Annotated in this window: 13 protein-coding genes, 3 tRNA genes and 2 rRNA genes; 5 read left to right on the top strand and 13 right to left on the bottom strand. The window is 35.6% G+C overall.

The window, feature by feature from the left end; all coding sequences use genetic code 11:
• Nucleotides 1-13 precede the first annotated feature (13 nt).
• The 9 genes from CKBE_RS01870 to CKBE_RS01830 form a co-directional block, all read right to left on the bottom strand.
• Nucleotides 14-1,000 carry a uroporphyrinogen-III C-methyltransferase gene (locus CKBE_RS01870; RefSeq protein WP_015237899.1) on the bottom strand — a complete coding sequence of 329 codons (987 nt, stop codon included), beginning with the start codon at nucleotides 998-1,000 and terminating at the stop codon, nucleotides 14-16.
• An 87-nt stretch (nucleotides 1,001-1,087) separates the two neighbouring features.
• A complete protein-coding gene (locus tag CKBE_RS01865) occupies nucleotides 1,088-1,882 on the bottom strand; it encodes a uroporphyrinogen-III synthase (RefSeq protein ID WP_015237898.1) in 795 nt (264 codons plus the stop codon).
• A 42-nt stretch (nucleotides 1,883-1,924) separates the two neighbouring features.
• Nucleotides 1,925-2,839 (bottom strand): hydroxymethylbilane synthase, encoded by a 915-nt coding sequence (gene hemC / locus CKBE_RS01860; RefSeq protein WP_015237897.1) that lies wholly within the window; start codon nucleotides 2,837-2,839, stop codon nucleotides 1,925-1,927.
• Nucleotides 2,840-3,050: 211 nt separating this feature from the next.
• The gene (gene sucD, locus CKBE_RS01855) at nucleotides 3,051-3,932 is read right to left on the bottom strand and encodes a succinate--CoA ligase subunit alpha (RefSeq protein ID WP_015237896.1); all 882 of its coding nucleotides are present in this window, start codon (nucleotides 3,930-3,932) and stop codon (nucleotides 3,051-3,053) included.
• Between the two features lie 20 nt (nucleotides 3,933-3,952).
• On the bottom strand, nucleotides 3,953-5,113 hold the full coding sequence (gene sucC / locus CKBE_RS01850; RefSeq protein ID WP_015237895.1) for an ADP-forming succinate--CoA ligase subunit beta: 1,161 nt from the start codon (nucleotides 5,111-5,113) through the stop codon (nucleotides 3,953-3,955).
• 286 nt (nucleotides 5,114-5,399) lie between these two features.
• Entirely contained in the window at nucleotides 5,400-5,849 is a 450-nt protein-coding gene (locus CKBE_RS01845) for a regulatory protein RecX (protein WP_015237894.1), read from the bottom strand.
• A gap of 15 nt (nucleotides 5,850-5,864) precedes the next feature.
• Complete coding sequence (gene recA / locus CKBE_RS01840) at nucleotides 5,865-6,932, bottom strand: recombinase RecA (RefSeq protein ID WP_015237893.1); 1,068 nt, start codon at nucleotides 6,930-6,932, stop codon at nucleotides 5,865-5,867.
• Between the two features lie 80 nt (nucleotides 6,933-7,012).
• On the bottom strand, nucleotides 7,013-8,284 hold the full coding sequence (locus tag CKBE_RS01835) for an aspartate carbamoyltransferase (RefSeq protein WP_015237892.1): 1,272 nt from the start codon (nucleotides 8,282-8,284) through the stop codon (nucleotides 7,013-7,015).
• A gap of 232 nt (nucleotides 8,285-8,516) precedes the next feature.
• Nucleotides 8,517-8,593 (bottom strand) — tRNA-Met (locus CKBE_RS01830).
• A 206-nt stretch (nucleotides 8,594-8,799) separates the two neighbouring features.
• On the opposite strand from CKBE_RS01830, the gene CKBE_RS01825 reads away from it, so the two are divergent.
• From CKBE_RS01825 to rlmH, 5 genes are all read left to right on the top strand, one after another.
• Complete coding sequence (locus tag CKBE_RS01825) at nucleotides 8,800-9,525, top strand: YebC/PmpR family DNA-binding transcriptional regulator (RefSeq protein ID WP_015237891.1); 726 nt, start codon at nucleotides 8,800-8,802, stop codon at nucleotides 9,523-9,525.
• A gap of 68 nt (nucleotides 9,526-9,593) precedes the next feature.
• Nucleotides 9,594-10,862, top strand: a complete 1,269-nt coding sequence (gene purD, locus CKBE_RS01820; RefSeq protein WP_015237890.1) for a phosphoribosylamine--glycine ligase — start codon at nucleotides 9,594-9,596, stop codon at nucleotides 10,860-10,862.
• A 203-nt stretch (nucleotides 10,863-11,065) separates the two neighbouring features.
• On the top strand, nucleotides 11,066-11,689 hold the full coding sequence (gene nadD / locus CKBE_RS01815; protein ID WP_015237889.1) for a nicotinate (nicotinamide) nucleotide adenylyltransferase: 624 nt from the start codon (nucleotides 11,066-11,068) through the stop codon (nucleotides 11,687-11,689).
• Between the two features lie 13 nt (nucleotides 11,690-11,702).
• Nucleotides 11,703-12,020, top strand: coding sequence for a ribosome silencing factor (gene rsfS, locus CKBE_RS01810; protein WP_015237888.1), 318 nt, complete (start codon nucleotides 11,703-11,705; stop codon nucleotides 12,018-12,020).
• Between the two features lie 12 nt (nucleotides 12,021-12,032).
• Nucleotides 12,033-12,512 carry a 23S rRNA (pseudouridine(1915)-N(3))-methyltransferase RlmH gene (gene rlmH, locus CKBE_RS01805; RefSeq protein WP_015237887.1) on the top strand — a complete coding sequence of 160 codons (480 nt, stop codon included), beginning with the start codon at nucleotides 12,033-12,035 and terminating at the stop codon, nucleotides 12,510-12,512.
• 134 nt (nucleotides 12,513-12,646) lie between these two features.
• On the opposite strand, the gene rrf is transcribed toward rlmH, so the two are convergent.
• The 4 genes from rrf to CKBE_RS01785 all read right to left on the bottom strand — a co-directional run bounded on the left by rrf (nucleotide 12,647) and on the right by CKBE_RS01785 (nucleotide 16,203).
• Nucleotides 12,647-12,760 (bottom strand): 5S ribosomal RNA (gene rrf, locus CKBE_RS01800).
• Between the two features lie 151 nt (nucleotides 12,761-12,911).
• Nucleotides 12,912-15,795 (bottom strand): 23S ribosomal RNA (locus tag CKBE_RS01795).
• Nucleotides 15,796-16,019: 224 nt separating this feature from the next.
• Nucleotides 16,020-16,095, bottom strand: a tRNA-Ala gene (locus tag CKBE_RS01790).
• Between the two features lie 31 nt (nucleotides 16,096-16,126).
• Nucleotides 16,127-16,203: transfer RNA gene (locus tag CKBE_RS01785), tRNA-Ile, on the bottom strand.
• Nucleotides 16,204-16,313: the final 110 nt, after the last annotated feature.

The raw sequence follows: 16,313 nt of genomic DNA, 5'->3' as shown, positions 1-16,313 counted from the left end.
CAAACATCCATACTTAATTATTGATTATATTGGAACAACATATTTTTTTTATGCTATTTAAGCTTCTAGATATATCAGGAATCTTATTTTCAATGTTTAAAGAATTAATATCACCTGCCAGGGATAAAGCTTCTATAACTTTAATAGAATTAAGGTCAAAAAATGTATTTATTGTTTCTGTAATACAGTTAATGCTAGATTTTAACAAAGACGGTTGGTTTGCAACTAAAGAAAATTGTGCTATGGATATTTGCTGGGATAATAACAGATTTATATTTTTATGGCTAATATCTGGTAAACTGTCAATTTTCCTTAGCTCCAAAACATTTGACAATTTAACTACCAATGATCTCATGACTCGATTTAGAACATCAAAAAACTTGTTCATCCAAAAATGAAAGGAATTAACTTGATACGAGCCATGATTATCTTCATAATTAGCTCTAATATCCTCATCTCGAAGATCTGATATTTTTTTATCAATAAAACCTATCTTTATCAAATCAGATAAACGGTTAAGCTTGTCAATGCTTTCTGAAAAATCAACAGCATGAGATTTGCGCAATGCAAATAAATCTATTCTAATATCCTCCATTAATTTATTAAATAATAAATTATTAGGCGAAACTTCGTTTATAAATAATATAATAGATTCCAGCGTAAACGCAGCTCCTTCAATATTATTGCTGATTGATAATTGGCAGTTAGCAATAAACAACAACCTATCTATTTCCCTTAACAATAATTCATCCTTTGTTGAACTAGATAAATGAACTAAATAATCTTGTTTATGTTTTATGTCATTAAATAATTTATTAGCTTTGTATAATAAATCATTATCATGACTTATTATCTTTTCTTCCAATGAATTAATTCTCTTGATATTTTCTAATTTTTCAAATTCAATATACTCAGTTAATTGCTTTTTTAGGAAAAAAAATAAAACAGAAAAAACAAAGAAGAGAAATAAGAATAATGATACTTTTTTAAAATAATGCATAGCTAATTACATTTCCAGTATTCTTAAAAAATTATAGAGAAATTCTATTTTTAAAATCATAAAGCATCTATCTGAAAGCTTACTAAATTAAATACTCTTACATGCCATAATAATAGACTCGTCATAAGGCAAACACTCTTTTATCACAACTTTGTTAAAACCAATACATTTGATAAAATAACTAGATAGAAAATTGTAAATTCTCTGATGTGTAACTATAAATCTACAACTACTAAACCAATCTTCAAGATTCAAAAGAACTATATTTCTGATAGTTGCCTCAATACTCTCTATACTAGTGAAAAGCCATACAGTTATAGCAGATCTTTCTGATATGACTTTTAATCTCCCTGAATCATAACAAGACCATTCTACATTATCTCTAAAATACACAGAACACAAATCCACCTCACAATACTCAGAAACTTTGTTAATAAGCCAATCTCTACCTGTTGATCCTCTAACAAAAAGAAATCTTTTGCCATGCAAACACTGTCTTTTTAAAACATCCCACAATGATTCAGAATCAATCTGCAAAGCAGAAGAATTTGGACTCAATACTGTCAATGAGCCAATATTAATTAAATCAGAGGAACGAAAACTATTAGCAGTTGCAACCCCCACCGTAACAACTATCGTGCTTGAAGGCCATTCTATGGTTCCATAAATCTTATTTAACAGAATTAGATAACATCTAACAGCATTGCCACTTGAAAAAAAAATAAAATCATAAATCCCTGGAAAGGGTACATCCTTTAGATCAAAAGGTTTAATTTTTAAAGAAGGAAGAGATAAAGTTTCAAAACCAGCATCGTTAAGACTATCGGATAGTATTTTATTACTATTCGGTCTTGTTAGAATAAAAACTTTTTGAGCTAACATACATTCCAATATTACAAAAAATCATACAAATGAAATGCCTAACTAAACACTATGCAAAATCTCATATGCGCCATTATCCAGTAGATCATTAGCCACACATTCGCCAAGAATTTGCCAATTATCAACGTTATCAGATCCTTGCGAACGAATAACTTTTTTCCCATCTACAGAAGAAACCATTGCCTTTAGAAAAATATTCCCACCTTTTATATAAGCATTAGCAGCTAATGGAACCTGACACGACCCTCCCAACACCTTCATAACAATTCTCTCTGCTTTAACACAAAAAGTAGTATCGATGCAAGACAAAGATGAGACTAAACTTCTAATATCACTTCTATCCTCTCTAATTTGTATGCCTATTGCTCCCTGACCAGCGGCTGGCAAGCTAATACTAGGATCTATATAAGATGATATGCGATGGCCTAAATTAATTCTTTCCAATCCGGCTGCTGCTAGCACTATACCAGAATAATCACCATCGTCCAGTTTCTTTAGCCTAGAATCCACATTACCTCTTAAGCATTTAATAGAAATAGAATATACAGACTTTAATTGAGCTTCTCTACGTAAACTAGACGTGCCCACAACTGCATCAAATGGCAAATCATCTAAAGAAGAATATTTATTAGATATAAAAACATCCCTTGAATCATGTCTTTTCAAAATAGAGCATATGTCTAAGGAATCGGTCATATCAGCCGGCACATCCTTCATAGAATGAACAGCCATATCAGCATCGCCATTTAATAAAGCTAATTCAATTTCCTTTACAAATAGACCCTTACCTCCAACTTTAGCGAGCGATCTATCAAGTATTTTATCTCCTTGAGTCACTATAACTAAAAAATCAACAACTATCTCTGGATATAAGGATTTTATAAGATCACGAACATGCTCTGCCTGTGCTGAAGCAAGTTTGCTAGCACGAGTAGCTATAGTTATTTTTTTATTCATTTCATTAATGTTATAAAAATATTATTAAAAACATCTTTAAGAAAAAATATTATGAAGCGATAATAAATTTCTTAATACCGTCACCAAAAATATTCAGCAGATTTTACTAACATGCCAAACAATCCAATAACAAAACGTCTTAAAAAATCAACTGCGACAATATATGCACTAAAAAGCCGAGGTTATATAAAATAAATCCTCGGCTTTTTTACTAAAGAACAGACTTAAGCAATTTACCCATTTCTGACGGGTCTCTTGTAGTTCTTATGCCACACTCTTCCATTACTTCTAGTTTAGCCGCAGCTGTATCAGCTCCACCAGATATTAAAGCACCAGCATGCCCCATCCTTTTTCCAGGAGGAGCAGTAACTCCAGCAATAAATCCAACAACTGGTTTTTTCATATTGTCCTTTGCCCAAATAGCTGCATTAACTTCATCAGGACCTCCGATTTCTCCAATCATAATTACAGCATCTGTATCTGGATCATCATTAAAAAGTCTTAATATATCTATATGTTTCAAACCATTTATAGGATCACCTCCTATGCCAACAGCACTAGATTGACCAAGACCAAGCTCTGTAACCTGGGCAACAGCCTCATATGTTAATGTGCCAGAACGACTAACTACACCGATGCGACCTTTCCTATGTATATGTCCAGGCATAATTCCTATTTTAATTTCATCTGGAGTAATAAGACCAGGACAATTAGGACCTAAAAGTAAAGTTTTACTATTAGTAGAGGACATCTTGTTTTTTACTTCTAACATATCCTTAACTGGTATTCCTTCAGTTATACAGATAACCAATTCCAGATTTGCTTCAACAGCCTCTAATATAGCAGCTGCAGCACCGGCTGGAGGAACATATATGACAGATACTGTTGCGCCTGTCTGTAACTTGGCCTCTTTAACTGAAGAGAAAATTGGAACTCCCTCAAAATCCTCACCTGCTTTTTTAGGATTAACTCCAGCTACAAAAGCATTCTTGCCGTTTGCATACTCACGACACATACGAGTATGAAACTGCCCTGTCTTACCTGTAATACCCTGAGTGATTACTTTAGTATTCTTGTTTATTAAAATCGACATTTATAAATCCTTGGCAATTTTTATTTAACAGCAGAAACAACTTTAGTTGCAGCTTCAGCCATAGTATCAGCACTAATAATAGGCAATCCAGATTCAGCTAACATTTTCTTGCCTAATTCTTCGTTAGTACCCTTCATCCTAACAACCAAAGGTACTTTTAGATTCACTGCCTTACATGCCTCAATAACACCCTCCGCTATAACATCACAGCGCATAATGCCACCAAAAATATTAACAAGTATGGCTTTTACACCTTTGTTTTTTAACATGATTTTGAAGGCTTCTGTAACTTTAGATGCGGTTGCCCCGCCGCCAACATCAAGAAAATTTGCAGGCTCACCGCCAAATAATTTTATTGTGTCCATGGTTGCCATGGCTAGACCAGCGCCATTTACCAAACAACCTATATTCCCATCTAACTGAATATATGCAAGATCAAATTTACTAGCTTCGATTTCAGAAGGATCTTCTTCATCTAAATCTCTATACTCAAGTATTTCAGGATGACGAAATAAAGAGTTAGAATCAAAGTTAAATTTAGCATCTAAACAAACTATATCTCCATTACCGCTAAGTATCATAGGATTTATTTCAACTAAAGATGCATCTGTATCGCAATATGTCTTATATAACTTTATAAATTCTAATGATGCTTTCTTTATTGAAGACTCTGGGATACCAATACCACGTGCTAGTTTCTCTGACTCTAAATTTGTCAGTCCCTCTGATGGATCGACAAATACTTTTAATATTTTTTCTGGGCTTTTTGCTGCAACTTCTTCTATATCCATACCGCCTTCGCTAGAAGCCATAATACAGTTTTTCTGAGTACCCCTATCTGTTACTATACTAAAGTAATACTCTTTTTTTATATCAGCCCCTTCCTCTACCAAAAGCCTGCGAACTTTTTGGCCATCAGCACTAGTTTGATGAGTTATTAATTGCATTCCTAGAATTTCTGATGATATTTTTTTAACCTCATCCAAGGATCTGGCTAATTTTACACCTCCACCTTTACCCCTACCACCAGCGTGAATCTGAGCTTTAATAACCCAAGCTGAACCACCAAGTTTTTCTGCTGCAAAAACAGCTTCTTCAACAGAGAAAGCTGGGATACCTCGTGGAACAGTAACATTAAATTGCCTAAGCAATTCCTTGCCTTGATATTCGTGAATTTTCATGTGTTACCTGTCATGACTTGTTAAATAAGAAAACCAACATTCATCTCTGACCTGATTAAATACAAAATTACAAAATAAACAACAATAATATAAATGATGTAACAAAATCTATGAGCAATCAATATTTTTTACAATTTATAAAATAATGATAACTCAATCGCATATATCATTATTTTAAAAATTAAAATTGCCCATAATCATCATCGATAAGTATACAGCAAATATATCTTCTTCAGAAGATCAAAATATTAGCAATGATTAAATATGATAACTATCCAAAAGTAATTTAATCAATATTGTGAAATATTGATTTTATAACTTTATATATAGCATCTTTTGCAAAGCCTCTGTTACCCAAAAAACGAGCATGTTTAGCATAAGCTTTAATATCTGCTGAAACACCTTTTGAAAATTTTCTTTTTATCAAAGAATGCGCACGTTCAAGCTCACTCTCTTTTAAAAAAGAAATTTCTTCTAGAAAGACATCGATGTCTATTCCATTGCTTTTTAATAACTTGATTATAAAACTATATCCATAATTCATTGAATATTTATCTATAATATTATTTACAAAACGCTTATCAGAAATTAGTCCTTTTATCTTTAAATGCTCAATAACAGAATCTATTTCAGAATTGTCATCACAATAAACACTTAATTTATTGCGCAAGGATTCTTGTGAATAATCCTTTCTAGATAAATACTTGACTGCTAATGATAGTAAGGTATTGGCCATAATTTTCACAAAAAATTATTCTGAAGCAGTCGCATTAACAGCACTATCAAAAGAAAGAACAGGCCGATTCGTAGCTATACAATTATCACGAATTTTATTCTCAATTTCTAATGCAATATCTTTATTATTTTTCATGTGATCACGAACATTATCTTTTCCCTGACCTATTCTATTCCCAGCATAACTATACCATGATCCAGATTTTTCAATAACGCCAGTTAAAACACCCAAATCAATTATTTCTCCCTCACGAGATATGCCATATCCGTACATTATGTCAAATTCAGCCTGCTTGAACGGTGGAGCAACCTTGTTCTTTACAACCTTTACTCTTGTCTCACTCCCTATAACTTCATCACCCTTCTTTATCGAGCCAATACGCCTTATATCTAGACGAACTGATGCATAAAATTTTAATGCATTTCCTCCTGTTGTGGTTTCAGGATTGCCAAACATAACCCCTATCTTCATTCTTATTTGATTTATAAAAATCACCATACAATTTGTTTTTTTTATGGTAGCAGTAAGTTTTCTTAAAGCCTGACTCATTAAGCGAGCTTGTAACCCAGGTAAAGAATCCCCCATATCTCCTTCTATTTCAGCCTTTGGCACCAATGCTGCAACCGAATCAATAACAATTAAATCAACAGACCCTGAACGAACTAATGCATCTGCTATTTCCAGAGCCTGTTCACCAGTATCTGGTTGGGATATTAAAAGATCAGGCAAAACAATACCTAATCGTGAAGCGTACTGAACATCCAGCGCATGTTCTGCATCAATAAAAGCACATGTTCCCCCTATTTTTTGCATTTCTGAAATTATCTGAAGCGTTAAAGTAGTCTTACCTGACGATTCTGGACCATAAATTTCTATCACACGACCTCTTGGCAAACCTCCAACGCCAAGAGCCACATCCAAACCCAAAGAGCCAGTTGAAACAACCTGTATATCATTCTGTATATCATTATCGCCATAACGCATAACAGAACCCTTTCCAAACTGCTTCTCAATCTGAGATAATGCAGCTGAAAGAGCTTTTTCTCTATCAGATTTCTCAACCTTAACGTTTTTTTCACTCATATTTAATCCTGGAAACAATCACTAACTGCTTAACAACTATATCAATCATTTATAAACTTATGAATCCTAGATAAACAATATTACAAACAATAGAAAGGAGAATCGTCAGACCCAATGTAAGCAGGTAAAGACCACTGTACATCGCGTAATGAATTATTAACCAAGTGATCCACCCCTAGTAATATGGCAAATATTGCCATTCTTATGGGAATCCCATTATCAGCCTGACGAAATATTGCCAAGCGACTGTCATTATTTAAATCAATGCTCAGATCATTAGCCCCAGGACGACCATCACGAGGTAAAGGATGCATAACAATAGTATCCTTTTTACAATTAGAATTTATTTTAGAAAGATCTATTTGAAATTTTTTATCAAAATATTCATTCATTGGATTTGTAAATCGCTCTTTTTGAACACGAGTAGCATAAACAACATCAACTCCATCTAAACCTTCTTCTAATGAGGATTTTATATCAACACAATTACCATTAACAGAGGCATAGTTGATTATACTATCAGGCATTTCGAGACCAGGTGGAGAAAATAATGAAATTTTTAACCCTTTGTACAAAGAAAGGAGTTTTAGCAAAGAATGGACAGTACGACCATATTTCAAATCGCCAATCATCACTACACAAGACCCATCAATACTCTTTCCTAATCTAGAAAATTCTGTGCGTATAGTATAGAGATCTAATAAAGCCTGACTAGGATGTTCACCAGGCCCATCCCCACCGTTAACTACTGGTATATTTGTAGCGCGAGAAAATTCAGCAACCGATCCCTGTTCAGGGTGACGAACAACCATTATGTCAACATAACCACCAATAACCCTACTTGTATCATAGATAGATTCTCCTTTGGCCATAGAAGAAAATGTAAAACCAGTGGTATCACAAACAGATCCACCTAAACGACAAAAAGCAGTTCCAAAACTAACTCTAGTACGAGTACTAGCCTCAAAAAATAAATTACCTAAGACTGCCCCCTCTAAAATCCTTGATATTTTTTGTCGGCGAGAAATAGGCTTCATCAAATCAGCTACTCGAAAAAAATTTTCTAATGACTCTCTGTCAAATTGATCCACTGATAAAAGATGATTTTTACCATTTAGAGCAATATTATCCCTTAAGGAATATTTTTTACTTTTGCTTATATTGCATAATAATTGCTTATAAATAAACTCTTCTATCTCATTTGGCATGGGCACAAATTCTACCGAATCTTCTGGCAATAGCCATAAATTTAGTGTGTGCAAACTAACTCCTATCTTAGCAGCAAGAATATTTTTAGTAATATCCAATCTTTTAATAACAGAAAATAGGAATTCTTGTTGGGAAATAACCATTTATCAAAAGCTCCATAAATATCATAAAAGTAATTATTTAAATAAAAGAACAAACAAAGCTAAATATCTCTATAATCAAAGAAATTATATACATAACATAGGCCCAAATAGAGAATATAGCAAACCAATCAAACATTAATTGTTAGATTCTACCAGTGAATGATTATTTGTCTCAACAAGAAGATTTAGGAAAAATTAAAGATTACAAAGAGAAAAGATAGATATAACGGAATGGTTGCGGGGGTAGGATTTGAACCTACGACCTTCGGGTTATGAGCCCGACGAGCTTCCAGACTGCTCCACCCCGCGCCAGTTATTTTTTAATGATACACTAGTTTAATAAAAAAAACAATTATTTTTTATTAAACTCAACTTTGCTAACATATAGCTATAATGCCTTATAATATTAGATGATAATATACTTTTGTTATATTAGTATATATTGTTAAGTATATACCTTTTAAGAGCATCAAAATATAAATAATTTACAATAAAATTATTCACCAGAGTACATTATGGCAGGACATAGTAAATGGGCCAATATACAGCATCGCAAAAATCGTCAAGATGAAAAAAAAGGGAAACTCTGGACCAAGATAATTAGAGAAATAACAGTAGCATCAAGAAATGGCGTTACTGACACTAACTACAACTTTCGTCTTCGAGCTGCTCTTAGCAAAGCATCTGCAGCAAATATACCAAAAGATAACATAAATAAAGCAATGCAAAAAAGCTCTAAAGAATCAAATTTATATGAAGAGATCAATTATGAGGGTTATGGGATTGAAGGATCTGCCTTTGTTGTAAAAGCTTTAACTGATAATAAAATAAAAACAGCTTCAGAGATTAGACACGCTTTCACAAAAAATGAAGGCAGCCTTGGACAAGATGGCTCTGTTTCTTTTCTTTTTCGTAGCTGCGGAAAATTCATATTCTCATCTGCTTATCAGGAAGAAGATATTTTTAATACAGCTTTAGAATTTGGAGCTGAGGATGTTATTAAAATAGATGAAACAACGATAGAAGTAACATGCCTATCTGAACATTATATTAAATTATGTCATGCTTTTGAGAATGCTAAACTAATATTTGAAAGCAGTGATATTATTACTGAACCATTAATCATGGTAAAATTAAATCATGAAAAGTATACAAAAATACAAAAATTAATATTAGATCTAGAAAATTTAGATGATGTTCAATCTGTATATACTAATGCCGTATTGACGGGTAATCATTGATTTAAAATAATTAGCTATTGTTAGCCTAACAAAATACTAAGTCTTATCACATTTTTAAGTACACTAAAATGAAAATATTAATAGTTGGATCCGGCGGTCGCGAACATGCATTAGCCTGGAAAATTTCCCAATCTCCTCGTGTAAAACAAGTATATATAGCTCCAGGTAACGGAGGAACTTGTCATTCTGAAAAAATAAAAAATATATCAATAACAGATATAAATGATCTGGCTGACTTTGCTGGTGAAAAAAACATTTATATGACAGTTGTTGGTCCAGAAGTACCATTGTCCAATGGAATAGTTGACATTTTTAGATCTAAAAACTTAAAGATTTTTGGGCCCACAAAAAACGCCGCAAAATTAGAGAGCTCAAAAGATTTTGCTAAAGAATTTATGGTTCGTAATAATATTCCAACAGCAAAATACTCTACATTTACAGATTCATCAATGGCTAAATTATATGTGCTGAAAGAACAATTACCAATAGTAATAAAAGCAGATGGCTTAGCTGCAGGGAAAGGAGTTGTTATAGCTCAAACAATAGAGGAAGCCTATAATGCTATAGATGATATGATAGGAGATAATAAAAATCTCTTAAAAAAAGTTGTTATAGAAGAGTATCTAGTAGGTGAAGAGGCATCTTTCATAGTAATGTCTGATGGGAGAAATATATTTCCTCTAGCAACTAGCCAAGATCATAAACGTCTAAAAGATGGAGACAATGGTCCAAACACAGGAGGTATGGGAGCATACTCACCTGCTAGTCTGGTGACCCCAGATCTTCATCGCAAGATAATGAAAGAAGTGATAATTCCAACAATAGAAGGAATGTCTAAAGAAGGAAATATCTTCACTGGATTTCTCTATGCCGGTATAATGATAGGAGCAAATGGGTCAGATAAATGGGTAAAAACCCTTGAGTTTAATTGCAGAATGGGAGATCCTGAAACTCAACCTATAATGATGAGAATAAATAGCGACTTCATGGATGTTCTGGAACATGCAATAAATGGGACCCTTGATAAAGCAGAAATAAAATGGAACGAAAAAGTCGCTTTGGGTGTTGTTTTGGCTGCCTATAACTATCCTGAAAAACCAAGAATAGGTGATGAAATTACTCAATTGCCTACGGAAAAAGAAGATATAATGATCTTTCATGCTGGAACAATATCTTCTAATGAGACACTGAAAACAAATGGAGGCCGAGTAATGTGTGTTACTGCCTTAGGTGACTCTGTGAAAAAGGCAAGAGAAAAAGCATATAATACAATATCAAAAATAAATTTTGAAGGAATGCAGTATAGGAAAGACATAGGCTGGAGGGCTATTAAATAATTCAACAAAACTTAATGAGTATTTTTTTTGCTTATAAAATATTTAATTTGTTGAAGATTATATACTAGATATAGGAGTAAATTTCTATATCTATATTACTCAGTGAATCTATGTTTAGTTTCAAATAAAAAATATATTCGAAAATATATAACAAAACAAAAATTTTATAAAAACCTAGAAACATTTATCGATAAACATAAGCCATGAATATATTAAAAATAGAGAATGGTTATGAAAAAAGAATAGGCATATTTGGAGGAAGTTTCGATCCTATACATGTGGCGCATATTAACTTAGCAAGAACAGCTCTTAAATCTTTAGAATTAGATGAAGTGCATTTAGTTCCAGTATTTAGCCAATGTCAAAAATATAAGCTGCAAGCAGCACCCATAGATAGGCTAAATATGCTAAAACTAGCTACAATCAATGATCCTCTATTAAAAATAAATGATATTGAAATAAAAAACAATAAAGTTAGTTATACAATAGATACAATAAAAATTCTTCAAAAACATTATAAATGTACTATTATATTAGGATCTGATCAAATAAATAACTTTTGCAGCTGGAAGAAATGGCTAGAAATCATCAAGCATGCAAATATAGCTGTTGCACAGAGACCAGATATCCAGATTAATTTACCAGATCAACTAATCTCATCTATGTATAAATTAGATAAATGTATTAGTATAATACCTCTACCTTTAACAAAGGTATCTTCTTCTATTATAAGAAAATGTATTTCCAATAGAAATATTAATTTTATTAACGAAATGCTAGATCCATTGGTAAAAAAATACATAACAAGAAAAAATTTATACCTATAAAAATGAGAAAATAATGTATCCTGATAAACTACAACAAAGTATCATTGAGATTCTAGAAGACTTGAAGTCGAAAGATATATTCATATTGGACACAAGATCATATACTGACCTATTTGATAAGATGATAATAGTCACCTCTAGTTCCAATCGTCACGGCAGAGCAATTGCTAATAATCTATATAAAACAAAAGATAAATTAAATAAATCTATAAAAATAGAAGGAATTGAAAACAGCGAATGGATTATTGTTGATTTCGGAGACATAGTAGTGCATATTATGCAAAAAGAATCTCGTGATTTTTATGATCTAGAATCATTATGGAATAGATAATTTAGTTTATAGATGATGAAAATTATTATTAATGCAATAGGGACTAATATGCCAAGTTGGGTTAAGTCAGCATGGCAGGAATATTCAAAAAGAATATCAAATCAATGCCAAATAGAATTAAGAGAATTTAAACCAGAAACAAGATTAAAAGGAAAAATAAATTCTCGAATAATATCTATAGAAACTAAGAAACTTATATCTTCAATACCAAACTATGGATATATATCAGTAATTCTTGATGAGAAAGGCAAAGAGATAACCACTAAAGAGTTAGCAATTTTTTTTAAAGATTGTCATTTAAGAGGCAGTAATATAGCATTTATAATAGGCGGTCCTGATGGATTAGATTTCAGTATAAAAAAAATGAACGATAGCAGCACCATCAAGATATCGTCTTTCACCTTGCCTCACCATATGGTTCGTATTATTCTAATAGAACAAATATATAGGGCATTAAGTATTTTAAATAATCACCCTTATCATAGGGAATAGGAATAGAAGTATTAAGACGGAATAATGAGATTTGGAGAGAGATACATAGTCTAGCAACTAACTTTGCCAAATTATATAATTGAGTATTGATATTCCCCTACATAAGATATGTAGGGGAATTCAATTTTCTAGAAGCCTGACGATAACCTACTTTCACAGACGAGATGTCTACTATCATCGGCGCAAAGGCGTTTAACTGTCCTGTTCGAGATGGGAAGGAGTGGGGCCACCTTGCTATGGTCGTCAGGCAAAACCTGCACATAGTGATTTTATCACAAATAATCCAAGAAGAAGCTTTTCAACAAACAGATGATGGTTGCATATTTTATTGCAAAACATTAATCATTATAATCCAATAAAAAGAATTTCAATTTCAACTCTAATAACCTGTAGAGTTATAGGATCAAGCCTCACGGGCAATTAGTATCGGTTAGCTTAATACATTACTGTACTTACACACCCGACCTATCAACGTCCTGGTCTTGAACGACCCTTTAGGGGGATCTAAGTCCCCGGGATACCTAATCTTCAGACGAGTTTCCCGCTTAGATGCCTTCAGCGGTTATCTCTTCCGTACTTAGCTACCCGGCAATGCCATTGGCATGACAACCGGTACACCAGAGGTACGTCCACTCCGGTCCTCTCGTACTAGGAGCAGGCTCTGTCAAGTATCCAACGCCCACGGCAGATAGGGACCAAACTGTCTCACGACGTTTTAAACCCAGCTCACGTACCTCTTTAAATGGCGAACAGCCATACCCTTGGGACCTACTACAGCCCCAGGATGAGATGAGCCGACATCGAGGTGCCAAACACCGCCGTCGATATGAACTCTTGGGCGGTATCAGCCTGTTATCCCCAGAGTACCTTTTATCCGTTGAGCGATGGCCCTTCCATTCAGAACCACCGGATCACTATGTCCTGCTTTCGCATCTGTTCGACGTGTCAGTCTCACAGTTAAGCACGCTTATGCCATTGCACTAACAGCACGATTTCCGACCGTGCCTAGCGTACCTTAGAACTCCTCCGTTACTCTTTAGGAGGAGACCGCCCCAGTCAAACTGCCCACCATGCACTGTTCCAAATCCGGATAACGGATCAAGGTTAGAATCGCAAACAATCCAGGGTGGTATTTCAAGGATGGCTCCACACAACCTAACGGTCATGCTTCAAAGCCTCCCACCTATCCTACACAAGATTATTCACAATTCAATGCAAAGCTACAGTAAAGGTTCATGGGGTCTTTCCGTCTAGCCGCGGGTAGATTGCATCATCACAAACATTTCAACTTCGCTGAGTCTCAGGAGGAGACAGTGTGGCCATCGTTACGCCATTCGTGCAGGTCGGAACTTACCCGACAAGGAATTTCGCTACCTTAGGACCGTTATAGTTACGGCCGCCGTTTACCGGGGCTTCGATCAAGAGCTTGCACCCCATCAATTAACCTTCCGGCACCGGGCAGGCGTCACACCCTATACGTCGACTTTCGTCTTTGCAGAGTGCTATGTTTTTAATAAACAGTCGCAGCCACCGATTATCTGCGACCTCTTCATGCTTTGAACGCAAGTTCATCACAATAATGAGGCATACCTTCTCCCGAAGTTACGGTATCAATTTGCCGAGTTCCTTCTCCTGAGTTCTCTCAAGCGCCTAAGAATATTCATCCCGTCCACCTGTGTCGGTTTGCGGTACGGTCTTGTACAGCTGAAGCTTAGAGGCTTTTCTTGGAACTGCTTCCAATCACTTCGCAAAACATGTTTGCTCGTGCCACACCCTTGAATTACGTAACCGGATTTTCCTAATTACCTTCTATAGTGTAGCAACAGGGATATCCAACACCCTGATGATCTTCTGCAATCCGTCCCCCCATCGCACTGTACAATGGTACTGGAATATTAACCAGTTTCCCATCAGTTACGCATCTCTGCCTCACCTTAGGGGCCGACTCACCCTGCGCCGATGAACGTTGCGCAGGAAACCTTGGACTTACGGCGAGGAGGCTTTTCACCTCCTTTATCGCTACTCATGTCAGCATTCGCACTTCTGATACCTCCAGCATCCTTTACAAGACACCTTCACAGGCTTACAGAACGCTCTCCTACCGCGTATGTTAAACATACGCCCGCAGCTTCGGTTTATCGCTTAGCCCCGTTACATCTTCCGCGCAGGACGACTCGATCAGTGAGCTATTACGCTTTCTTTAAAGGATGGCTGCTTCTAAGCCAACCTCCTGACTGTCTATGCCTTCCCACTTCGTTTCCCACTTAGCGATAATTCGGGACCTTAGCTGGCGGTCTGGGTTGTTTCCCTTTCGAGTCCGGACGTTAGCACCCGGTGCTCTGTCTCCCACGCTGTACTTGTACGTATTCGGAGTTTGCCATAGTTTGGTAAGTCGCCATGACCCCCTAGCTATAACAGTGCTCTACCCCATACAGTAATACGTGAGGCACTACCTAAATAGTTTTCGGAGAGAACCAGCTATTTCCAGATTTGTTTAGCCTTTCACCCCTATCCACAGCTCATCCCCTAATTTTTCAACATTAGTGGGTTCGGTCCTCCAGCACGTGTTACCGTGCCTTCAACCTGGCCATGGATAGATCATCTGGTTTCGGGTCTACACCCAGCGACTATATCGCCCTATTCGGACTCGCTTTCGCTACGCCTCCCTTATTTAGTTAAGCTTGCCACTGAATGTAAGTCGCTGACCCATTATACAAAAGGTACGCAGTCACGGAACAAGTCCGCTCCTACTGTTTGTATGCATACGGTTTCAGGATCTATTTCACTCCCCTTCCGGGGTTCTTTTCGCCTTTCCCTCACGGTACTGGTTCACTATCGGTCGATCACGAGTATTTAGCCTTGGAGGATGGTCCCCCCATATTCAGACAGGATTTCACGTGTCCCGCCCTACTTCTCTTACGCTTAGTTCTACATCAAAGATTTCGTTTACAGGGCTATCACCTACTATGGCAGAGATTTCCATCTCTTTCAACTATCAATAATGCTAAAACGTAAAGGCTGATCCAATTTCGCTCGCCACTACTTTCGGAATCTCGGTTGATTTCTTTTCCTCGAGTTACTGAGATGTTTCAGTTCACCCGGTTCGCTTCTACTGACCTATGTATTCAGTCAGTGATACTCCTTAAAAGGAGTGGGTTTCCCCATTCGGACATCTGCGGATTACAGCTTGTTTTCCAGCTCCCCGCAGCTTTTCGCAGGATACTACGTCCTTCTTCGCCTGTGATCGCCAAGGCATCCACCATATGCACTTAGTAACTTGATCCTATAACACTAAAGGCTATATAAGATAAATTGACTATATTTTACTGTTTATGAATATTCCAATTATACTTGGAACTTTTTTGCAATCACAACCCTATGTCTATTAATAATAAATAGAACATCTTTCGTTGTGCTTCTTCTAGATTTTTAAAGAACAAATAGCTTATTTGATAAAGCTCAATTCTCATGCATAAAACATTATGTATGAGAATTAAACTCTATATGTGGTGGAGGTGAACGGGATCGAACCGATGACCTCCTGCTTGCAAAGCAGGCGCTCTCCCAACTGAGCTACACCCCCAAAGTATCGAAAGGTTTCGCCCAAACATTAATGGTGGGTCTAGTTGGACTTGAACCAACGACCCCCGCCTTATCAAGACGGTGCTCTAACCAGCTGAGCTACAGACCCATACCTATACCGACTGCACTATACAATGCAAAACCAATATAAAATCTGTCATAACCAGCGCTTACTAACAATCACAGCTATTTTAACAACCGATAATTGCGGATACTTAA

Source organism: Candidatus Kinetoplastibacterium blastocrithidii (ex Strigomonas culicis), from assembly GCF_000319245.1.
GTDB classification, from domain to species: domain Bacteria; phylum Pseudomonadota; class Gammaproteobacteria; order Burkholderiales; family Burkholderiaceae_B; genus Kinetoplastidibacterium; species Kinetoplastidibacterium blastocrithidiae.
Note: the sequence above shows the minus strand (reverse complement) of the source record. Positions and strands in the feature narration are given on the sequence as shown.